The sequence below is a fragment of the Nocardia sp. NPDC050717 genome (assembly GCF_040654275.1).
Taxonomy (GTDB): domain Bacteria; phylum Actinomycetota; class Actinomycetes; order Mycobacteriales; family Mycobacteriaceae; genus Nocardia.
On record NZ_JBFAHR010000018.1, the window covers coordinates 84,511 to 106,744 of the forward strand.

The following is a 22,234-nucleotide window of genomic DNA, read 5'->3' on the forward strand; positions in this document are numbered from 1 at the left end:
ACACAGATTACGAAAGCAGAATATATATTATTCGGTATCCGGAACTCCGGATGCGAACCTCACCGAAAGGTCCAACCCATGAGCGATCTGCTCGACCTCGTCAACGTGCACTACGCCGGACTCGAAGGCGGCGATCTGGAACTGGCCGCGAGCCCGTTCACCGAGGATGTGGCGGCGCAGTTCCCGTCCGGCCCGCTCGCCGGCATCGAGGCGCTGCGCGGCATGATCGGCGCTTTCATCACCGCGTTCCCCGGAATGAAGATCGAGCGTCGCAACACCTGGGTCGACGGTGACACCGCGATCGCCGAGATCGTCTTCACCGGTGTGCAGACCGGACCGTTGGCGACCGCCGACGGTGAGGTGCCGCCGTCCGGTCGCACGGTGACCTTCCCGCTCATCGACACCTTCACCCTGCGCGACGGCAAGGTCGCCGAGCACCGCGTGTACTGGGACAACGTCAGCTTCCTGACTCAGCTCGGGCTGATGCCTGCCCAGGGCTGACCGACCCATCTCCGCGAACGACCCCTTCGGTGCCGGCCGGAGGGGTCGTTCGCTGTCCATGTCGGTCGCAGGTGTGCAATTTTCTGGACATTTCGATGGTGGTGCGCGTCATAACGTCCAGAGATGACCTCTGATTCAACGTCGACAAGTGGCTCGGGGACACGGCGCGCGCGAGCGGGCTGGGTGCTCGCTCTCGCGGCGACTGTTCTGCCCGGCTTCACGGCGACAGCTGCACCCGCGGCGGCCGACTCGGTCGGCTACCACATCTACGCGCACGGTTTCCTCGGCAACGGCATCGCCGGTTTCGCCGCCTCCGACACCGGCCGGCCGACACCGGTCGTCGGTAAGCCCATGCCGGGCGCGTTGAACTGGCCGCAGACACCGACGCCGGACGGCCGCTTCCTGTTCGTCGCTCCCGGCTCGAACCGTCAGCTGATCCCCCACGCTATCGGTCCAGGCGGCGAACTCACCGCGGGGACGCCGCTGGCTATGCCCGATGTCCCGGTCGACATCATCATCTCGCCGAACAACCGCGATGCCTTCGTCGTCGTCGGCCTGCAGAACGCGCAGGTCGTCCCGGTTCGGATCGGGGCGGACGGCACGCCGGCTCTCAACGGTTCCCCCGTACCGTTCGGGGAGTCGGCCGACGGGATCGCCTCGGGCACCATCTCGCCGGACGGCAAGCAGTTGTACGTGGCCACCCTGCTGCCGCAGCAGCTGCTGGTGTTCGACGTCGCCGCCGACGGATCGGTTTCCCCGGCCAAGCAGCGCGCGGCGACGGGTGTGAATCCGATCTATCCGCGGGTCACCCCCGACGGCAGGCACGTGTACGTCATCGACGAGGTCATGGGTTCGGTCACCGGCTTCAGGCGCGCTGCCGACGGTACGCTCACCGAGATCGAGGGGTCGCCGTGGCCGACCGGTTTCCTGCCGCACGTCCCGAGTTTCACCCCCGACGGCCGGTTCCTGTATGTGCCGAACATGGGGTCGGGCCACATCACGTCCTTCGCGGTGGCGCCGAACGGTGTGCTGACCCCGCTGCCCGACATCGCTTTCGCACCGGAGAAGCCGGGCACGTTCGCCGAATCGACCGTGATGTCACCGAGCGGCGAGGTGCTGTGGGCGCTCGGCACCGACCCGGCGCGCGGCGGTGAGGAGATCCTGCGGAGGTTCACGATCGGCGCCGACGGCGTCCTCGATCTGGATGAATCGGTCGGGGTCTACACCGGCACCTTCTTCGCCAACGGACGCACGATGTCGCTGGTTCCGCGACGCTGACCCATCGACCAAGGCCCCTCCGGTTGCGATCGGAGGGGCCTTTCGCATGTCCACGGTATGTGCGGCATCATGACAGCTATGCAACTAAGTTGTGCAATTTAGTTGTATGGTTGGCTAATGACTTCCGCACCCTCCACTGCCCGCGAGCTGGGTGAAGTCCTGCATCCGATCGCCCGGCGGCTGTTCACCGGCCGCACGATCTCCAGCGGAAAGCTCGGCGTGCTCGTGTACCTGTCCACTCATGGACGCGCCACCGCCAGCACGCTGGCCACTGTCCAGACGGTCAGTCACCAGGCCATCGCCACCGCCGTGCGCGAACTCGAAGCACTCGGGCTGGTCCTGCGCACCCCCGACAGCGAGGACCGGCGTCGCGTCTGGGTCGAAGTCACCGATGCGGGGCGGGCCCGGCTCCTCGAAGAGCGGGCGGTCGGGCAGGACTGGCTGGCGCGCGCTCTCGCTGAACGACTCACCGACGAGGAACGTGCGGTCCTCGACGAGGCGCTGCCCGTATTGCGAAAACTGGCTGCCGCGGGGTCGGCCGAATGATCGCCGCGCGCCGATTGACCCCCGCCCTCGTGTACACGGCGCTGACCTCGGCCATCGTCAGCTCGCTCGGCATGCTGCTGGTACCCGCGATTTCGAATGAGATGCAGGTCGACGTCAGCGCGGCGCAGTGGATGCTCACCGTCAACCTGCTGGTCGGCGCGGTGACGACCCCGGTCATGGGCAGGCTCAGCGACGGCCCGCACAAGAAGCGGCTGCTGCTGTGGTCGCTGATCATCATCCTGATCGGGTCGGTCGTCGCGGCCGTGGCGACCGATTTCGCGGTGTTCCTGCTCGGGCGCGCGTTGCAGGGGCTCAGTTACGGCATCGTGCCGGTGACCATCGCCCTCGCCCGCCGATATCTGCCCGCCGACGAAGTGCGTAACGGCATTTCGACACTGTCTGTCACGGTGACCACCGGTCTCGGACTCGGCTACCCGCTCACCGGGATCTTCGCCGATGTCTTCGGCTATCGCTTCGCCTTCTGGGCGGCGGCGCTGTTCCTGCTGACGACCGTGCTCGTGGTCTGGAAAGTGGTGCCGGACGGCCCGGACGAGCGAGCCCCGCACATGCCGTTCGACCTGCGCGGCGCCCTGCTGCTCGGCGCGGGTCTCGCGGCGTTGCTGCTCGTCGCGGGCGAGGGCTCGCGGTGGGGGTGGGGTTCGCCCTGGACGATCGGCCTGCTCGTCGTCTCGCCGGTGATCCTGACCGTATGGGCCCTGGTGGAACTGCGCACCGAGCACGCGCTGGTCGACCTGCGGGTGCTGCGCGCCGGAGACGCACTCGTCGCCAACGGCACCGCCATCGGGCTCGGTGCCGCGATGTACGCCTGTCTGTCGATCGCCAGTCTGATCGCGCAGGCGCCCGCCGGCACCGGCTACGGCATCGCGATGCCGTTGTTCTGGGCCGGCTTCGTCATGCTTCCGCTGTCGGTGGGAAGTTTCGCGGCCAACCGCGTCGTGCGGGTGGTCTCGGCCCGTATCCCCATGCGCGCTCTGCTGATTCCCGGTGCGGCCCTGGTCACTGCGTCCAGCCTGCTGCTGTGGCTGGCCCACGACGAACTCTGGGAGATCCTGCTCGGCATGTTCGGCTTCGGTGCGGGCATCGGGACGACCTACGCGGCGATGCCCGCGCTGATCGCGCGCAGTGTGGCCGACCGCGAGCTCGGCAGCGCGGTGAGCTTCAACCAGGTGCTGCGCACCGTCGGCGGTTCGTTCGGTAGTGCGATGTCCGGCGCGGTCCTCGCCGCGCACCTCGCCTCCGACGGCTACCCGAGCAGCACCGGCATCGGGATCGCCCTGGCCGTCGGCGCTGTCGGCTGCACCGCGGTGCTCACTGTTCTCCTGGTCGCCCACCTGATGACGCGCCGCGAACGACAAACCTGACCGGCAGCGAGATCGGCCGCGGTCGCCACCTGGCAACCGCGGCCGATGCCGTGGACCGGCCTTGCTCACGAACCGGAGTGGAACTCCGTGGCGAACTCGGTGATGAGCGAGACCGTGGCGTCCTTGGTGACCGCGGTCGCGCCGCCGTCCACCGGCAGCGCGACGCCGGTGATCCACCCCGACAGATCGCTGGCGAGGAACAACGCGGCGTCGGCGATATCGCCGGCTCGGCCCGCGCGCCCGATCAACGTCTCACCACCGATCCGGTCACCGATCCCGGTGAGGAACTCCTCCTCGCGCTCGCGGCTCACCCCGAACATGTCGGTGATGATCGAGGTGAGCACCGCGCCCGGCAGGATGGCGTTCGAACGGATACCGGTGCCCTGGTTCTCCACGGCCGTTTGCCGTACCAAGGCCAGCACCGCGGCCTTGGCCATCGAGTACGCGCCGCCGTTCCACCCGGCCTGCAACGCCGCGACGCTGCCGGTGGTGATGATCGAGCCCGGAACGCCCTGCGCACGGAACTGCCTGGCCGCGTACTTGTGTGCTGCGACATGGGCTTGCAGGTTCAGCGCCAGCGTGCGGTCGAGTCCCTTCGGAGTGAGGTCGTCGATCGGCGAGAGATCCACGGCGGCACCGGCATTGCTGAACATGACATCGAAGCGGCCGAAGGTGTCCACCGCGGCGCCGACGACGGACTCGACCTGTGTCGCGACGGTGACATCCGTGCGCACGAACAGCGCCGAATCACCCAGGCGGGCGGCGGCCGCCGCGCCGCGTTCCTCCTGGATGTCGGCGAGCACCACCTTCGCCCCGTGTTCGACGAAGGTTTCCGCGGTGGCCAGACCCATCCCGCTCGCCGCACCGGTGATGACGGCGACCTTGCCGTCCAACAGGTTCACAGCGGCCACTGCAGGTGCTTGACTTCGAAGAATTCGCGGAAGCCTTCTTCGCCGCCCTCCCTGCCTATGCCGCTGTGACCGGGGCCGCCCCACGGGGCGTCGGGGCGCATACCGCCGCCGCCGTTGATGGTGACGGTCCCCGAGCGCAGACGCCGGGCGAATTCGATGGCCTGCGGGGTGGGTCCCCAGACGTTGGCGTTGAGGGCGTATTTGACGTCGTTGGCCATGCGGACCGCGTCGTCGAGGTCGGTGTAGGGCATGACCACACCGACGGGTGCGAACAGCTCCTCCTGGGCGATCTCGGCTTCGTTGGGCACCCCGGTGACCAGGGTCGCCTCGAGGAAGAATCCGTCGTCGAGGCCTGCCGGTCGGCCGCCACCGACGGGGATGGCGGCGCCCGCGTCACGCGCTCGGGCGAGGAACCCTTCGACATCGGCGCGGTGTTCACCGGTGATGAGCGGGCCGAGGACGGTGTCGGCCGCGAGCGGGTCGCCGACGGTGAGGGTGTGCAGGAAAGCGCCGGAACGCTCGACGTATTCGTCGAAGTCGGCCTGGGGCACCAGGGTTCGGGTGGTGGCTCCGCAGGCCTGGCCGCTGTTGCGGGTGAACCGCAGCGCCGAGGCGGGGACCGCGCGTTCCAGGTCGGTGCCGGGCAACACGATGTTGGGTGACTTGCCGCCCAGCTCGAGAACCACCTTCTTCAGCGTCGGTGCCGCCAGGGTGAGGATCTTGCTGCCGACGGCAGGGGAGCCGGTGAAGGTGACCATGTCCACTTCGGCGGCGGTGACGACCTGCTCGGTGACCGACGGTGGTCCGAACACCAGATTGACCGCGCCCGCCGGGAATCCGGCTTCCTCGACCCACCTGACGAACGCGGCGGTGAGCAGCACGGACCTGGGTGAGGTGACCAGCACCGTGGAACACCCGGCGGCGAGGGCGGCGCCGAGTTTGTAGGCGCTCATCATGATCGGCACGTTGTAGGCGACGATCGCGGCGACCACCCCGGCGGGTTGGCGCAGCAGCAGGCTGCTGGTGGTGATCGGGTCGTGGTCCAGCGGCATCGGCTGTTCGTAGCCGTCGCGGGGTCCACGGATGGCGGCGTCGGCGAACCAGCGGAAGAACTTCGCGGGCAGGTCGACGTGCAGAGTCGGTCCGCTGCTGATCGGGGTGCCGATCTCGGTGGCCGCGAGCTGCACCAGCGACTCCCGGTTCTGTTGCAGCAGGTCGGCCAGGCGGTGCAGCAGGGCGCCGCGCTCGACCGGACCGAGACGGCTCCACTCGCCCCCGTCGAAGGCGCGTCGGGCCGCCGAGACGGCCTCGCTCACCTGCGCGGGGCCGGTGGCGGGGGTGAGCGCCACCTGGAGCCCGGTCGCGGGGTTGATCGTGGCGATGGGCTCGCCGTCACCATCGCGCCAGCGACCGTCGATGTAACTGGCCGCCGCGCCGATCATGGTTGTCATGCGTGAATCCTTTTCGGGAAGAGATCAATTCGAGAAGCGGGCGGTCAGCCCGCCAGATAGCCACCGTCGACGACGAACTCGCCGCCGGTGGCGTAGCCGGCGCGATCGGACAGCAGCCAGCACGCCATCTCCGCGATCTCCCGGGGCTGGGCGAGCCGGGCCGAGGGGATGCGCGCCATGATGGTGTCGCCGCTGCGGCGCTTGGCGTCCTTCATCAGGTCGGTGTCGGTGTAGCCGGGACACACCGCGTTGATCCGGATGGTCGGCGCGTACTCGAGGGCGGCAGTCTTGGTGAGTCCGATGACGCCGTGCTTGGCCGCCGAATACCCGGCGGTGGTCTTGAAGCCCGACAGCCCGGCCAGCGACGCGGTGTTCACGATCGCCCCGCCGCCCTGGGCTTCCATCTGCGCCAATTCCGCACGCAGACAGAGCCATACGCCCTTCAGGTTCACCGCGATCGCGCGATCGAAGGCGTCCTCGTCCCACTCGCCGACGCGGCGGCCGCCTTGGCCGATCTGTCCGCCGCTGACCCCGGCGTTGTTGAACGCGCCGTCGAGGCGGCCGTATTCGGCGACGACCGCGTCGATCAGCGCGTTCACCTCGGCACCGTCGGTGAGGTCGGCGGGCAAGGCGAGAACCTCCCCGCCCGCGGCGCGCACCTGCTCGGCGGTGGCTTCGAGGCGATCCTTCGACACATCGGTGAGCGCGAGCCGCGAGCCTTCCTCGGCCGCGAGCAGCGCGGTGGCCGTACCGATCCCGCCTGCGGCGCCGGTGATGAGGACAATTTTCCCGTCGAGCAACATGTGGATCCTTTCGGAGCGAAAGAAGGGGGAGGGTTTATCCGACGCGGGAGGCGGGCCAGTCATGGGCGGGCGACCGCCACGCGGGCCAGTTGTCTTCGGGCTCGGGCCGGGTCACCGACACGTGGTGGAAGCAGCGCTGGCACTTCACGACCATGCGCGGCCCCAGGAAGTTGGCGACGGGATAGCGGGCCAGTTCGGGCGCACCGCAGGCCGGGCACACACCGTCGACGGGGACGCGCTCGACGTACACGCGGTCGGTCTCGGGGCGGGGGAACAGGAGTCGATCGACTGACATGTCAGTGGTCCTTGTCTTTCAGAGGGTCCAGGTGAGGGGAGTGGCGACCGGCACCTGCCAGCGCCCCCCGGCACGCTCGGCCGCCAGGCGCGCACGCTGGGCGGTGGTCGCGGCTTCGTCGACGTCGCCGTCGGCGAGCACGACTCCGTAACCGGCAGCGGCGAATTCGGGGCTCACCAGCCCGGCTCGTACGTCGGCCGCGACGCGATCGGCGTCGCGTTCGAGCGGGTCACCCCAGCCGCCACCACCGCCGATGACGAACCGCAGGGCGTCACCGGCCTTCAGGATCAGGCCGGAGAACTTGCCCGTCTGATAGCGCGCGCCCCGGCCGAACTCACCGTGGTTGGGGTCGGGTCTGCCGTCGGCGTCGAACATGCCGAACAACGGCTCGATCCCGCGCAGATCGAGCGGATCGCCGTGCCGGGCGAGATCGAAATTCTCGATGTACCAACCGAAGGCGGGTGCGCCCGCGCCGCCGCCGTTGGACCCGGGCGCGCCGACGCGGATCCGGTCGGCGGTGACGGTGACCATCGTGTCGGACTCGGCGTAGATCGAATACACCGAACCGGCACCGCCGCGGTACCGGCCCGCACCGGCGGTGTCGACGACCATCTCGTGCTGGACGACGACCAGCGGGCTCTCGATCTCGAGGTGCTCCTGAACGGAGGTGCGGCAGTTGCCGATCGGGATCACGCAGAACGAGACGCCGTCTTCTTTCCAGGTACCGCCCCAACCGCCGCCGGCGAGTGCGAACGCACCCCATGGTGTGCCCTCGTGTCCGGCGCGGGTGTCGATGCCGCCGAGGCTGACGACCACCGCGGTGCCGGTGTCACAGGCGAAGGCCTCGTCGGTGGCCTGGCTCAGCGCCTGGGTCACCACATTGATGCCGCGCGCGCCGATATCGGCGTGGTTGGAGCAGCTCGACGGCGGCAGCACCTGCACCACGCTGCCGGGCGGCAGGATGGTTTCGACCGGTCGCAGGGTGCCGCTGTTGACCGGCGTGGACGGGTCGACCATCAGCTTGACCGCCTCGATGCAGCGGGTGGCCTCACACCAGGCGGTGCCGCAGTTGCCCAGCGGTTGACGCCCCGAGCCGGAGAAGTCGATCTCCATCGAATCCCCGCGGACCTTCACGGTGACGTGCACGGGGATCGCCTCGTCGCTGACCCCGTCCTCGTCGAGGAAGTCCTCGGCCGTGTAGTCACCGTCGGGGATGCTCGCGATTCCACGGCGCATGCTCGCCTCGGTGGACTCGATCGCATAGCGTCCCGCCGCCCGGATCTTGTCCAGGCCGCTGCGGGCGACGAGCTCCTGCAGCTGGCGTTCGCCGACGACCAGGCAGCCGTGCAGCGCGCGCAGATCGCCGAGCACCAGCTGGGGCACCCGGTTGTTCTCGAGGATGAAGTTGAAGGTCGGTCGCACCGGAACGTCGTTGGCGTACAACAGCGTCGGCGGCAGTTTGAGCTGCTCCTCGAAGTGGGTCTGGGTGCCGTTGGAGAAGCCGCCGGGGATCGCGCCGCCGAGGTCGACCAGGTGCGAGGTGGAGTGCAGCAGGAATTCCACGCGGCCGTTCACGAAGACCGGACGCAGCAGGTTCACATCCGACTGGTGGATGGTGCCGCGCCACGGGTCGTTGACGAAGATGACGTCACCGGGCTGCATCGTGTCGATGTCCCAGTCGTCCATCACGAAGTTCGCGATGTGCGGTGCCGTGAAGGCGTGCTGCATGCAGCCCTCCCACAGCGCGACCGTCTCCCAGCCGTCGTCGGTGCGCATGTGGACGGCGCTGGTGCAGTCGAGGATGTCACGGCAGACCGGCGAGAAGGCGCTGCGCATCAGCGAATCCAGCATTTCGCGGGCGACTTCGACGAGGCCGTAGCGCAGGATGTCGAGCTCGACGTCGACGGCGGGGCCGGGGGTTTCGATGGTGGTCATGGTTGCTCCTCAGGCCTGCGGCTCGATGATGAGGTTGAGGTCGTCGTCCACGTGTGCGGCCCGGCCGGGCAGCACGAGGGTGGTCGCGAATTTCTCGGCGATCAGGGCGGGGCCGGGCACCGGGTGGTGCGGCGCGAGACGTTCGCGGACGTGGATCGGAACCTCGACGGGCTCGGTGGTTCCCGGCACGGTCAGCCGGGTGGTGCGCAGGAAGGACTCGCCCTGCTCGGGGGTGTGGTCCGCGGCGCCGAGTTCGCGCGGAATCACCGCGGTCACCTCGACAGTCGAGACGACCACGGGGATCTCGGGGGCCGCGAAACCGTAGGATTCCTGGTAGAACTCGTGGAATCGGGGGATCAGCTCACCGACCCGCTCGGCGGTGATCGCGCCCGCCTCGATCGGCAGGCGGTTGTCCCAGGTCTGGCCGCGGTACATCGCGAACACGGCACGCTCGAAACGCAGACGCGAGACGTCGATGCCCTGGTCCCGCAGATCGGTCCGGATGCTGTCCTGCAAAGCCGTGAACGCGTCCTCCACCGCCTCGGCGCGGTCGGGCGCCAGGGGCGTCATGATGGATTGCGCGCGCGTCACCATCAGATCGCTGCGCAGCAGACCGAGCGCGGAGAACTGACCGGGGCTGCGCGGCACGATCACCTTGTCCAGCCCGAGGATCTGACCGACCCGGTCGGCGAGCATAGGCCCCGCCGAACCGGACGGTTGCAGGGCGAACTCGCGGACGTTGAGGCCGCGGTACACCGAGATGCTGCGCACCTTCGCCGCGATGTCCTGGCAGGCGATTTCGTAAGCGGCCGAAGCGAGTTCGAGCGCCGACATGTTCCACTGCTTGCCGGTCGTGCGCAGGGCCTCGACGGCACCGTCGACATCGAGCTGGATCGCGCCGTTGGCGAACAGGTCCGGTTGCAGGATGCCGAGCGCGGCACACGCGTCGGTGAGCGTGGGTTCCACGCCGCCGCGCTGGTAGCAGACCGGGCCGGGATTCGATCCGGCCGAGGCCGGGCCGACGGCGACGGTGCCGAGGGCGCTGGGCCGGATGAGGCTGCCGGCGCCGGAACCGATGCTCTCGACGTCGACCAGCGGCATGGTCAGCGTCAGCCCGGTCTCGAGCGTCCAGGTGTCGGTGAGCGGGGTCTTACCGCCGCGGATCGCGGCCACATCGGTGCTGGTGCCACCGACATCGATGGTGAGCAGATTCGGCGCGCCGCTCTCGTTGGCGAGTTTGACGCTACCGCTCACCCCGCCGACCGGGCCGGAGACGAGCTGGAACACCGGTGCGCGGCCCGCATCGGCGAAAGTCGCCACGCCGCCGTTCATCATCATGATCCACAAGGTGCCCCGGTAGTCCTGCTCGGACAGCCGGGCCATCAAACGCTCGAGGTAACCGACGACTGCCGGGCCGACGTAGGCGTCGAGCGCGACGGTGGTGGTGCGTTCGTGTTCGCGCGTCACCGGGTACAGCGCCGAGGTCTGGATGTAGGCGTCGGGCAGTTCCTCGGCGACGATCTCGGCGGTGCGCTGCTCGTGGGCGGTGTCGATGTAGGAGTTCATCAGGCACACCGCCACCGAGCGGGCGCCCTGTGCGCCGAGTTCGCGCGCGGCGCGGCGTACCGCGTCCTCGTCGATCGCGAGCAGTTCTGTGCCGTCGTAGCGCAGACGACCGGGGACACCGAAACGGGATTCGCGACGCACGATCGGGCGTTCCTGGTGCGGGCGCAACCAGGTCGGATCGTAGAAACGGTCACCGAATTCGCGGTGCATGCGCCCGATGTCGAGCAGATCGCGGTGGCCACCGGTGGCGATCAGGCCGGTGGGCGCGCCCGTGCGGCTCAGCAGCGCGTTGATGCCGACGGTGTGCCCGTGCACGATCTCGGCGACCTCGGGCACGGCGACTTCGATCGCCGCCAGCGCCGCGAGGACGCCGACTTCCTGTTCGGTGGTGGACAGCACCTTGCCGTCGCGGACCTCACCGGTGGATTGGTTGAGCCCGATGATGTCGGTGAACGTGCCACCGACGTCGATGCCGACGATCCAGTCGGCTTCCCGTTCGCTCTGTGTCATACCGCGCCTCCGTGCCGTGTGCGGCGGCTGTGCTGCCGCTCTATGTCACACGTCACTTTTCCGCCCGGCGGGCACGCCGACATCTGGCGCGGGTAGGAGTTTCGTACGACCTTCGGCCGGTTCGCGACGCATCAGGCGCGCAGCGACCCGGACGGCTCCGAGTTCCGCAACCAGATCGACACCGCTTCCGCCCGATTGGCGGCACCCAGCTTGCGCAGCACACGGGTGATGTGGGTCTTGACCGTGCCCTCGGAAACAGTGAGTTTGCGGGCGATGCGGGCATTGGAGTCACCCTCGGCGAGCAACCGGACGATCTGGACCTCGCGACGGGTGAGAACCTCGTCGTCGTCACGACTCACCGCGATCGATCGGGTGACGGTGCGGCCCGGCGTCGACCACCTCCCCAGCCCCTCGAGCTGGGCGCGGATCGCCGCCATGCCCTCCAGCATCGACACGCGCGCCAGCTGCTGGCTCACCCCCTGAGCGAAGGTGGACAGCAACAGTTGGTCGACGTCGTCGAGCACGCGCTGCTGGTGATAGCAGTCCCCGTGCACGAGGCCGACCACCTCACCGTCGACCAGCAGCGGCGCGATCCCGTACGAGGAGGACTTGGTGATCTCCGCCAGCGGGCGGTTCACCCGTGGATTGGCTTGCACCTGGTGCACGAGTACAGCGCGTGCATGGACGACCGTGTCGTTCTCGACCAGCCCGTGGTCGAGAATCGGCGGGTTCTCCCGCCCGACCGCGACGATGTCGGCCGCCCACTGCGGATCACGGACGACGTGCATCGTGTGCAGGCGCCACGCGCCGTCCACCGTGGAGACCAACGCGCGGTCGAACCCCAGCCCGCAGGTCGCCTCCGGGATCGCGGTGAGCAGCGAATCCACGCTGGTCACCGAGCTCAGTTCCGACAGCGCGGCGTGCACCTTGCTCAGCCGCTGGGTCCGGTTCGCGAGCCGAAGCCGCGCCTGCATCGATTCCGCCGCCCTGATCCGGTCGAGTAGACCGATCAGTTCGGCCAGCCGGGTGGGCGAGGAGCCCGCGGCCGCGGCGTCGCGCAATGCGTGGGTGGTGACCAGGTCCCAGAGGGCGCCGAGGCTCTCTCCACCGGGGTCGAGCTGGTGCGCTACCGGATCCCGATCGAGCACGGCATCGGCGTGCTCGGCGATTTCGGCGATGGTGGCGTTCAGCTCGGCGAGACCGCCGTGATTCGATGCGCTGCCCATGTTCGGCTCCTGTACTCCGCCCGCACTCAATCGAGGCCGGTCCGGCTCGCGGTTTCCGACGGCAGTTCGCCGAACCGTTCGCGGTACTGCTGGGCGAAGCGGCCCAGATGGAAAAAGCCCCACCGCATCGCCGCGTCACTCACCGAAGCGGCTCGGCCGGAAGACAATTCGTCGCGCACCCGGTCCAGCCGCACCGAGCGGACGTAGGCGCTCGGCGACATGCCGACCGCGTCGCGGAAGGCCAATTGCAGTGCCCGGGCGGTGACCCCGGCGCGGGCGGCGAGCTCGGCGGTCGAGATGTCGGCGTCGGGGTGCGCGTGGATGTAGGCCACGGCCTCGCGGACCCGCGTGTGCCCGATACTCGGCGCGGAACCGGTGAGGACCGGGGTCAGCTGACTCGGTGCGGTGAGCAGAATCTGCGTCATCAGCGTCGACTCGAGCTCACGGCAGGCCAACGGCATCGTCGCCACACCGCCTTCGCGGGCCAATTCGTCGTAGACGAACCGGGTCGAGGCCAGCAGGGCGCGGCCCGCGGGGGTGTCGATGGGGAAGGTGAGGTCGAACAGGACCGGCTCGGTGTCCCGGCGACCGAGCAGCCGAGCCGCGTGGCGTTCGAACGGCACGCGGCGCAGATTGATGTGATAGTGCTCAGCGTCGGCGCTCCAGCGAATGGACACCGGGGCGTCGTGCACGAACGCCACGCCGGCCTCACCCGCGCCGAACGATCGGCGGGTGCCGTGTTGCGCCACGGTGCTCTGGCCGGCTACGGACAGATTCAGGTGATAGCACGTCTGCATCGGGGGGCCGTCGATGCGGGCATCGGTGCCGTACGCCATCCGGCCGACCGTCAGGCTCTCGGACCGGACCGTCTCCAGGGCGAAGTCGATCCCGTGCCGCTCGTCGAGGACGAGTTCGTGGTGGGCGAAGGCGGCGGCCACGTGATCGTGTGCGGCGGCCGGATCCTCCGTGCGAAAGGCGCTCACGCACGCCGCGGGTGCTGGCGACAACGGCAGACCCTCCTTTCAGGCGTGATGGGTATCACATAACTAATATAATATACTTTCTTCGATTCGAGTCATGCTTCGCTCGATGGACAGTGCACCTTCGCCGAGCGGATTGTGACCCAGGTCTCCCGATCCTACCGTCGTCCTCACGGCATCCCGGCCGCACATTCATCGCCGTAGGAGGACCCAGCCATGGCTGACGCACCCACACCACTCGAGGTGGATCGCGAACCCCGCGACGGCGCCTGCCCACGATGTGGCGCCGCCGAACTTCGCGCGTATCCCGTCGTCGGCGAGCAGGGCTGGGTGCAGGTGGTCAAGTGCCAGCGCTGCCTGCACTCCGTGTCGCGGGAACCCTGGCACCGCCTCGGCCCCATCCAGCTGCTCGCCGACCTCGTCTGAGCACTGAATCACCTCAGGAGACACCATGATCGCAGTCGATGTGGGCGGCACGTTCACCGACGTCGTCGCCTGGCGCGACGGGCGAATCCACACCGCCAAGATCTCCACCGACTACACCGAGGTCGCCGGCCCCGTACTGCGCGGCGCGGAGGTGCTCGGCGTCGCCGACGCCACGGTGTTCAACCACGCCAGCACGCACGGGCTCAACGCCGTGATCACCCGCCAGCTGCCCAAGATCGGCTTCCTGACCACCGAGGGCCACCGCGACATCCTCGACATGGGTCGGGTCTGGCGCCCGGCCGAAGCCATCCTCGACCCGCACTGGCGGCGCAGTTTCGGCGACGCCTCGCGGCCACTGGTGCAGCGCTACCTGCGGCGCGGCATCCACGAGCGCATCACCGCCGACGGCGGCGTGCTGTTCGCCCTCGACGAGGACCAGGCCAGGACCGAGCTCGAGGTGCTGCGCCGCTGCGAGGTCGCGGGCGTCGCGATCTGCCTGATCAACGCCTACGTCGATCCCGTGCACGAACTGCGGCTGCGTGAGCTGGTGCGTGAGGTGCTCGGCGACGTGCCGTGCTCGATTTCGAGCGAGGTGTCACCGCTGGCCAAGGAATACGCCCGGGCGTCAACCACCGTGATCGACACACTGATGAAGATCATCTACTCCGACTACACCGCCGGCCTGGAGAAGGGCCTGAGCGAACTCGGATTCGCCGGCCAGCTCAACTTCGCCGACTGCGCGGCAACCCTTGTGCCCTCCGCGCAGGCGATGGAGCAGCCGTTCCGCATCGTCTTCTCCGGCCCTGCCGCCGGAACCGTCGCGTGCGCGCACTTCGGCGCGCTCATCGCGGAGAACGACCTGCTGTGTGCCGACGTGGGCGGCACCTCGTGTGACATCAGCGTGGTCAGCGGTGGCGAACCGTTCGTCGACACCACCTTCGAACTCGAGCACGACCTCGTGGTCAATGCGCTGGCCAACGACATCTCCAGCATCGGCGCGGGCGGCGGCAGTATCGTATCGATCGGTGCCGCGGGCGAGATCCAGGTCGGCCCCGACAGCGCGCGGGCACAGCCCGGACCGGCCTGTTACGGCCGTGGCGGCACCCAGCCGACAACGACCGACACCTGCCTGCTGATCGGGATCCTCGATGCGGACGACTTCGCGGGCGGCGAACTGCAGCTCGACGCCGACGCGTCGCGGCGGGCGTTCGAGTCCCTCGATACCGAGCTGGACCTGGCGCACCGGGTCCGCTACGCCTACGAGATGGCGGTCAACAACATGGCCGAGGGCGTGTTCAACGTCGCCATCAAGAACGGTGTCGATCCCCGCGACTACAGCCTGGTGGCCTTCGGCGCGGCGGGCCCGATGCTGTTGCCCGCGGTGCTCGACACCGTGCAGTGCAAGCAGGTGATCGTACCGCCGAATCCCGGCCTGTTCTCCGCGGTCGGGTTGCTGTCCACCGACCAGGTTTTCACGGTCGACCGCAGTGCCTACCTCATGCTCACCGGCGACGCCGCTCCCGCGATCGACACGTTGTTCACCGAGATGGAGGAAAAGCTGCGGGCGCGCACCGGTGGCGGCTCGGTGCGGATGCTGCGCAGCATGGACGCGCACCTGGCCGGACAGAGCTGGGAGACCCCGTTCGTGCCCGTGCCGAGCGGCACCATCGACGAGGCCGCCGTCGCCACCATGGTGTCGGCGTTCCACGACACCTACGAGGCCCGCTCGGGCAACCGCTTCGAGATCATGCCCGTCGAAGGCGTGACGTTCCGGGTGCGCGCGATCCTCGACACCCCCAAGGTCGAATACGCCGAGCTCCCGGCCCGTTCCGCGGGCGACGGCCCACTCACCCCTCGCCGCACCGTCACGCTGCGGTACCTGGGTGACCTCGACTCGGACGGTATCGGTGCCCAGCAGGCCCACGTCTACGACCGCACGAGCCTGCGCGCAGGCGACGTACTCGACGGTCCCGCCGTGGTCGAGGAAGAACTGTCCACCACTCATATCGGCGCGGGCCAGCAGGCCACCGTCGGCGAGTACGGCGAAATCGTGATCCGGAGGAAGTGACATGTCCCGTCCGACCATTCCCACCACCCCCCGGCTGCGCGACCTCACCGACGCCCAGTTCCGTGAGCGCTACGGCGCCGACAGATTCAGCGCCACCGTGATCACCAACCGGCTGCGCTATGTGGTCGAGCACATGTCCACCGGGTTCATGCGCGAGGCGTTCTCACCCATCATCCGCGACTGGTACGACTTCGCCTGCACCATCAGCGGTCCCGCGAACAAGGGCTACCCGATGGCCGTGGTCAGCAACAGCCTGGTCGTGTTCCTCGGCACCATGGGTGACGCGGTCCGCAACGCCGTGGAGGAGTACGGGCCCGAGAACCTGCGTCCCGGTGACGTGTTGATCTGCAACGATCCGTACCGCGGGGGCAGGCACGTGAACGACGTGGCCTTCACCCGCCCGGTGTTCGTCGACGGGGAGATCGTCTCCTTCGTCACCATGTGCGCGCACCAACTCGACATGGGTGGCACGGTGCCCGGCGGCTTCTCCGCGACCAAGAGCAACGTCTACGAGAACGGCCTCGTCATTCCGCCGATGCTGCTGTGGTCGCAGGACGAACCGGTGCGCTCCACCTTCAGCCTGATCTTCGACAACACCCGCTGGGGCGGTATGTTGCTGCCCGATTTCAAGAGCATCTTCCAGCAGCTGAAGCTGGGGGAGCGGCTGATCCTGGAGAACATCGAAAGATACGGACTCGCAGCCTATCTCGGCACACTCGACTACTCCTGCGACACCTCCGCCGAGCGCATGCGCGACGCGATCGCCCTGGTACCCGACGGCGACTACGCGGGCTCGGCGCTGATCGACGCCGACGGTCTCGACGACACCGTCGACTACACCGTGCGGGTGCTCGTGCGCAAGCGCGGCGAGGACATGGAGATCGACCTGTCCGGCACCTCGCCCCAGGCCAGGACCTGCATCAACTGCGGTGTGCTCGACGCCAAAACCGCTGTGGGCGTAGCGCTCACGATGCTGCTCGACCCGAAGGTGCCGTTCACCTCCGGCACCTGGCGCAATGTCGACCTCGCGGTTCCCCCGGGCACCATCGTCTCCTCGCTGCCACCCGACGGTGGCATCATGATGTTCTGGGAGGCCTCCGGCGCCGTCGCGTCCGCGATCTTCGACGCCCTCAACCCCGTCCTCGGCAAGCACGGCGTCGGTGGTGACTACGGCTCGACCAACACACACAACGCCTCCGGCCTGCGGCCCGACGGCACGCCGTGGACCTCGGCCACCCAGTGCGGCGGCGAACACGGACCCTGGGGTGCCACCCACGTCGGCGACGGCGACAGCTACACCGTCCTGTTCACGCTCAACAACCTCGACCCCGCGACCGAGACGATCGAACGTGAGTCGCCGGTGGTGCTGTTGCGCAAGGAACACGCCATCGACACCGGCGGCGCGGGCACCTTTCGCGGCGGCGCGGCCAATCTCAAGGACGCGCTGTGGCTCACCGCCGGCGCGCACTACCTGTCACCGTTCCGAACGAAACATCCCTCGGGCGTCGGTGCCAACGGCGGACAGGCCGGGCCCACCGGCGCGATGTGGCTGTTCCCGCCGGGTGCGGACGGCGCGGCCCCCGGCCTGCTCGGCACCGACGCGCATGTCTACGCCGACAGCGTGCCGGTCGCCGGAGTTCTCGACCCGGAAACCAAGGCGCTGGACCCGGTTGACGGCCGCTACCACTACTTCGCCGCCGAGCAGGTGTGGTCGACAGGACCGAACACCATCTTGCGCTGTCTCACCAATGGTGGTGGCGGATGGGGCGACCCGCTGCACCGCGATCCCGAACGGGTGCTCGCCGACGTCCGCAACGAGTACGTGAGCGTCGCGGGCGCCGCGCGCGACTACGGGGTCGTCATCGAGGGGGACCCGCATCTCGACCCCGAAGGACTGCGCATCGACCACGAGGCGACCGCGCGGCTGCGCGCCCACCCCTCCGCTTGATTTGCCCGCACGAGACAGGAGAAGAACTGATGAAGGGGATCTTGTTCCCGGGAGACGGCACCACGGTGCTGAAGGACTTCCCCGAACCCGAACCGGGCTACGGCGAAGTCGTGGTCAGGATCCGCGCTTCGGGAATGTGCGGCTCCGACCTGCACTTCTACCACGGCGCTTTCGATTTCGACCACGGGGTGATCCAGGGTCACGAACCGTGCGGCGAGGTGTACGCGGTCGGCGACGGTGTCGACCCGGCCCGCTTCGGCGTCGGTGACCGGGTGATGATCCACCACTACTTCGGCTGCAACACGTGCCGCCGTTGTCGTGCGGGCTGGCCGCAGATGTGTGAGACCGCGCCGGGCAAGACCATGGCGGTGCACGTCAACGGCGGCCACACCTCCTTCGCCCTGGTGCCGACGGCGGCGCTGCTGCCGATGCCGGAAGGACTGTCGTTCAAGGCAGGCGCGGCCATCGGGTGCGGCACCGGGACGGCGTGGGGTGCGATCAAGCGCGCCGGTGGCGTCGCGGACACGACCACGGTGGTCTTGGGCCAAGGGCCGGTCGGCCTGTCGGCGACGATGTTCGCGGCGTCGATGGGCGCCCGCGTGATCGCCGTCGACGTCGACGACCGCAGACTCGCCGAGAGCGAACGGTTCGGTGCCGACATCGTCGTCAACTCCCGCGAGCAGTCCGTGTCCGACGTCGTCGCCGAACACACCGGCGGCCGCAAGGCCGACGTCGTGCTGGAGACCTCCGGCCGGGCCGGTGCGGACGCCCTCGCCGTGCTCGGCACCTTCGGCCGGGCCGTGTTCATCGGCCTGCCCGGACACGTCGAGTTCGCGACCCAGTCCGTCTACAAGAACCAGTGGACGCTGATGACGTCCTGGACCATGTCGACGATCGAACAGGCGCGCTGCGCCGATTACGTTACGGCGCACAATCTTCCGGTCGACGACCTGTATTCGCACACCTGGACCCTCGAGCAGGCGGAAGAGGCCTACCGATGGTTCGACAAGCAGGACGCGGGCAAGGGCGTCTTCCTTTTCGACTGACCCCCACGTCCTTTCGTTGATTCGGAGAGATCCATGACCACCACCCATCCGGTGCCCGCCTTCGTCGGCACGGCCAAACACAACCTGATCGGCGGACGCTGGGTGCCCGCCGCATCCGGCGAGACCATCGATGTCGTCAATCCCGCCACCGGTGCCACCATGGGCACCATCGCCGCGAGCGGCGCCGCCGATGTGGACGCCGCCGTCGCGGCTGCCCGCACCGCCTTCGAGGGCGAATGGAGTCGCTGGACCCCGCACCAGCGGCGCTCGCTGATCCTGCGCGTCCACGACCTGGTCCTCGAGAACTTCGAGGAACTCGCCACCATCGAGACCCTGGACATGGGCGCCCCGCTGACCCGCACCCGCGGCCTGCGCGAGTGGACCTCGCAGGTACTGCAGTTCTTCGCCTCCCAGGTCGACGCGGGCACCGCAAGCACTCCGCCGAACTCGCTGCCCGGTGACTTCCTGACCCTGCGCTACCGCGAACCGGTCGGCGTCGTCGGCGGGATCATCCCGTGGAACGGCCCGCTCATCGGTCTCTGGTGGATCTTCGGCCCGGCCCTGGCGACCGGCTGTACCGCCGTCCTCAAGCCTGCCGAGGACGCGTCGCTGTCGGTGCTGCGGGTGGCCGAATTGCTGACCGAAGCAGGCGTTCCCGACGGTGTCGTCAACGTGGTCACCGGCTACGGCAAGGACGCGGGCGCGGCGTTGGCCGAGCACCCCGGTGTGGACCGCATCGCGTTCACCGGGTCGGTCGGTACCGCCCAGACCATCGTGCGCGCCTCGGCCGGGAACATGAAGCGGCTGCAACTCGAGCTCGGTGGCAAGTCGCCCGACATCGTCTTCGCCGATGCCGATCTGGACCTGGCGGTGCCGGGCGCGGCGATGGGTGTGTACACCAACAGCGGTCAGGTCTGCGTGGCCGGCACCCGCATCTTCGTCCAGCGCTCGATTCACGACGAATTCGTCTCGCGCATGGCCGAATTCACCAAGACGATCCGCGTGGGTGACGGCCTCGAGCCGAACAGCCAACTGGGCCCGCTGATCTCACAGCGCCAACTCGACCGGGTGCTGAACTACATCGATATCGGTTCCGGTGAAGCCGAACTGGTCAGCGGTGGTAAGCGGCTCGACGGCGACCGCGCATCGGGCTTCTTCGTCGAGCCCACGGTGTTCGCCTCGGCCACCAATGAGATGACCATCGCGCAGGAGGAGATCTTCGGCCCGGTGGCGACGGTGATCCCGTTCGACGACACCGAGGAGGCGCTGCGCCTGGCCAACGCCACCCCGTACGGGCTGGCCGGTGGGGTCTGGACCAGGGATCTCAGCACCGCGCACCAAGTATCGCGCGGCATCAACGCGGGCACCGTCTGGGTGAACTGCTACGGGATCCTCGACCCGTCGGTCGGATTCGGCGGAACGAAGATGAGCGGCTACGGCTGGAAGGGCGGCCGCGAACATGTGGAGAGCTACCTCTACCCGAAGGCCGTCTACATGAACCTGGGCTGAGCCGCCCAGCGAGAACTGCCGGGAGACGATGAAGTCTCCCGGCAGTTCGTCTTGTTCGTCGAGGATCAGCGAGTCACGCGCAGCCGTTCGCGATCGCGGATCGGATCGGCGAGGAACAACGCCGCCGCCGCGGCGATCGCGCCCACCACGCCGAGGCATTGGAAGGCGGCCGTATAGCCGTCGACCTTGCTCGACGACGCGTCGACCACGATCCCCATCGACCACGGACCGATGATGCCGCCGATCGCTTGCAGCGCGAAGAACGCGCCGATCACCCCAGCGGTCTGACGCGGCGGGCACGTCGCGATCACCGCGGCATTGAGCAGCGGGAAGATCGCCACCACCAGGCCGTAGGCCACCGACACCGCGATCACCGCCAGCAGTGGCGATCCGAGCACGGGCAGGCTCAGCAGCAGCACACCGGCGATCATGACACCGACACACGGCACGACCACCCGCACCAGCCGGGTGGACAGGCCACGACTCACGCCGCGATCGCTGAGCCACGAACCACCGACGAGCGTGGCGATCCCGACGAAACTCGGGGCGGCGAACAGTGTGCCCGACTCCAGTCGCGAGTAACCGAGGCCCTGTTCGAAATACGAAGGCAGCCAGGTCAACACGACCGACATCAGGGCGTACGCGGTGATCGCGACGACGACCGCCGACACGAAGGTCTTCGACGTCAGCAGCCGCCGCCACGGCACCGCGGGTTCGATCGCGGCGTCTTCGGGCGCGGCATGCTTTCCGCCCACCTGATACGGGCCCGGCCGCCACGTCAAAAGCCATGGGACGCACCAGAGGGCGGTCGCGGCGGCGAGCACGATGATCGCCGCGCGCCAGCCGTATTCCGCGACGACCAGCGCCAGCAGGGGGACGACGGCCATCTTGGCCAGCATGCTGCCCGTGAGAATGAGCCCACTGGGTAGTCCGCGCTTGTTCGGCGGATGCCACGAGTACGCCGCGGTGTGCAGCAGGGCCGAGGTCGGTCCTTCCGTGAAACCGAGCAGCATCCTGCTCAGCAGCAGCACGGCGAAGGTCGCCCACACCACCAGCGGCAGCATGACCAGACCCCACAGCACCGCGATGAGCGCGATCGACCAGCGCAGCGCCATGAGCTTGTTGATCGGTCCCGCGAGGAACCCCCCGACGGTGAAAGCGAGGAAGAAGAGGCTGCCGGTGAACCCGATCTGCGAGGCGCTCAGATCCAGATCCTCGCGCAGCGGCTGCGCGATGAGCCCGAACACCGCCTTGTCGGACGCATTGAGGAGGTAGAGCACCACCAGCATCCCGGTCAGACCCCACCCGGTTATCCCAGGGCCTGGGGTCGGTGGTGGTGTGCTGGGCGAGGTTTGCTCTTGCGCGAGTTGTGTCATGTGCGTGTCCTTCGAGGGCTCGGGGTCGCTGTACTCAGCACGAGGTGGGCGGCCCCGATGAGCCGCCCACCGGCCGTCTGTTTCTGGCTGGGGAAGGGGGCGTCGACCGTGTCCTGGTATCGGATGACGGCCGCGATCGCCACCGGAGCGCCGGCCAGGATCTCGCCGCGGTCGGACCGGTTGCTGGTGGGCAGAAACTGCCACCGGACAGCGCGAGATCTGCATCAACCCGCAAGCGGATCGGAGCAGAAAACATAATATATTCGCTACGCGCGATTCCGGATCGGGTTTTCGAGAACTTCGTCCGAACCGCGGCTTCGACGCCAGTCTGGTCGGATCGCCAGTGATACGTCACACTCTTTGATACAGTGCTTTATATATTATACGAAACTGTGGCGTCGGCCACCTTTGATGAAGACGGAGACCAGCGTGGGTTTCAACCATCGAGCCACCCCACCCGGGAGCGATCCGGCAGCG

At 68.4% G+C, this 22,234-nt stretch carries 18 protein-coding genes; 9 read left to right on the top strand and 9 right to left on the bottom strand.

From position 1 onward, the window contains the following. Positions 1-78 precede the first annotated feature (78 nt). The 4 genes from AB0H56_RS27915 to AB0H56_RS27930 all read left to right on the top strand — a co-directional run bounded on the left by AB0H56_RS27915 (position 79) and on the right by AB0H56_RS27930 (position 3,707). Complete coding sequence (locus tag AB0H56_RS27915; protein ID WP_357168651.1) at positions 79-501, top strand: nuclear transport factor 2 family protein; 423 nt, start codon at positions 79-81, stop codon at positions 499-501. A gap of 123 nt (positions 502-624) precedes the next feature. Further along, positions 625-1,779: a beta-propeller fold lactonase family protein gene (locus AB0H56_RS27920; RefSeq protein WP_357168653.1), complete on the top strand. Its 1,155-nt coding sequence runs from the start codon at positions 625-627 to the stop codon at positions 1,777-1,779. A 117-nt stretch (positions 1,780-1,896) separates the two neighbouring features. Next, on the top strand, positions 1,897-2,325 hold the full coding sequence (locus AB0H56_RS27925; RefSeq protein WP_357168655.1) for a MarR family transcriptional regulator: 429 nt from the start codon (positions 1,897-1,899) through the stop codon (positions 2,323-2,325). Further along, positions 2,322-3,707: an MFS transporter gene (locus tag AB0H56_RS27930; RefSeq protein ID WP_357168657.1), complete on the top strand. Its 1,386-nt coding sequence runs from the start codon at positions 2,322-2,324 to the stop codon at positions 3,705-3,707. The genes AB0H56_RS27925 and AB0H56_RS27930 overlap by 4 nt, the downstream gene beginning before the upstream one ends. A 65-nt stretch (positions 3,708-3,772) precedes the next feature. On the opposite strand, the gene AB0H56_RS27935 is transcribed toward AB0H56_RS27930, so the two are convergent. The 8 genes from AB0H56_RS27935 to AB0H56_RS27970 all read right to left on the bottom strand — a co-directional run bounded on the left by AB0H56_RS27935 (position 3,773) and on the right by AB0H56_RS27970 (position 13,411). Further along, positions 3,773-4,609 carry an SDR family oxidoreductase gene (locus tag AB0H56_RS27935; RefSeq protein ID WP_357168659.1) on the bottom strand — a complete coding sequence of 279 codons (837 nt, stop codon included), beginning with the start codon at positions 4,607-4,609 and terminating at the stop codon, positions 3,773-3,775. Further along, complete coding sequence (locus tag AB0H56_RS27940; RefSeq protein ID WP_357168661.1) at positions 4,606-6,069, bottom strand: aldehyde dehydrogenase family protein; 1,464 nt, start codon at positions 6,067-6,069, stop codon at positions 4,606-4,608. Before AB0H56_RS27940 ends, AB0H56_RS27935 begins: the two co-directional genes overlap by 4 nt. A gap of 44 nt (positions 6,070-6,113) precedes the next feature. Continuing rightward, entirely contained in the window at positions 6,114-6,872 is a 759-nt protein-coding gene (locus AB0H56_RS27945) for an SDR family oxidoreductase (RefSeq protein WP_357168663.1), read from the bottom strand. A 34-nt stretch (positions 6,873-6,906) separates the two neighbouring features. After that, the gene (locus AB0H56_RS27950) at positions 6,907-7,167 is read right to left on the bottom strand and encodes a hypothetical protein (RefSeq protein WP_357168665.1); all 261 of its coding nucleotides are present in this window, start codon (positions 7,165-7,167) and stop codon (positions 6,907-6,909) included. An 18-nt stretch (positions 7,168-7,185) separates the two neighbouring features. Next, entirely contained in the window at positions 7,186-9,102 is a 1,917-nt protein-coding gene (locus AB0H56_RS27955; RefSeq protein ID WP_357168667.1) for a hydantoinase B/oxoprolinase family protein, read from the bottom strand. A gap of 9 nt (positions 9,103-9,111) precedes the next feature. Continuing rightward, positions 9,112-11,178 (bottom strand): hydantoinase/oxoprolinase family protein, encoded by a 2,067-nt coding sequence (locus tag AB0H56_RS27960; RefSeq protein ID WP_357168669.1) that lies wholly within the window; start codon positions 11,176-11,178, stop codon positions 9,112-9,114. Between the two features lie 131 nt (positions 11,179-11,309). Next, positions 11,310-12,404, bottom strand: coding sequence for a LuxR C-terminal-related transcriptional regulator (locus tag AB0H56_RS27965; protein WP_357168671.1), 1,095 nt, complete (start codon positions 12,402-12,404; stop codon positions 11,310-11,312). 26 nt (positions 12,405-12,430) lie between these two features. Further along, entirely contained in the window at positions 12,431-13,411 is a 981-nt protein-coding gene (locus AB0H56_RS27970) for an AraC family transcriptional regulator (protein WP_357168673.1), read from the bottom strand. Positions 13,412-13,600: 189 nt separating this feature from the next. Between AB0H56_RS27970 and AB0H56_RS27975 the strand changes: the two genes are divergently transcribed. From AB0H56_RS27975 to AB0H56_RS27995, 5 genes are read left to right on the top strand one after another with little or no spacing between them, the layout of a single operon-like run. Beyond that, complete coding sequence (locus AB0H56_RS27975; protein WP_357168675.1) at positions 13,601-13,810, top strand: hypothetical protein; 210 nt, start codon at positions 13,601-13,603, stop codon at positions 13,808-13,810. A gap of 25 nt (positions 13,811-13,835) precedes the next feature. After that, a complete protein-coding gene (locus AB0H56_RS27980) occupies positions 13,836-15,878 on the top strand; it encodes a hydantoinase/oxoprolinase family protein (RefSeq protein ID WP_357168677.1) in 2,043 nt (680 codons plus the stop codon). 1 nt (position 15,879) lies between these two features. Then, a complete protein-coding gene (locus AB0H56_RS27985) occupies positions 15,880-17,826 on the top strand; it encodes a hydantoinase B/oxoprolinase family protein (protein WP_357168679.1) in 1,947 nt (648 codons plus the stop codon). Positions 17,827-17,855: 29 nt separating this feature from the next. Then, on the top strand, positions 17,856-18,872 hold the full coding sequence (locus AB0H56_RS27990; RefSeq protein WP_357168681.1) for an alcohol dehydrogenase catalytic domain-containing protein: 1,017 nt from the start codon (positions 17,856-17,858) through the stop codon (positions 18,870-18,872). Between the two features lie 33 nt (positions 18,873-18,905). Continuing rightward, the gene (locus tag AB0H56_RS27995) at positions 18,906-20,381 is read left to right on the top strand and encodes an aldehyde dehydrogenase family protein (RefSeq protein ID WP_357168683.1); all 1,476 of its coding nucleotides are present in this window, start codon (positions 18,906-18,908) and stop codon (positions 20,379-20,381) included. Between the two features lie 65 nt (positions 20,382-20,446). Here AB0H56_RS27995 and AB0H56_RS28000 read toward each other — a convergent pair whose 3' ends face one another. Continuing rightward, positions 20,447-21,670, bottom strand: a complete 1,224-nt coding sequence (locus AB0H56_RS28000; RefSeq protein WP_357168685.1) for an MFS transporter — start codon at positions 21,668-21,670, stop codon at positions 20,447-20,449. Positions 21,671-22,234: the final 564 nt, after the last annotated feature.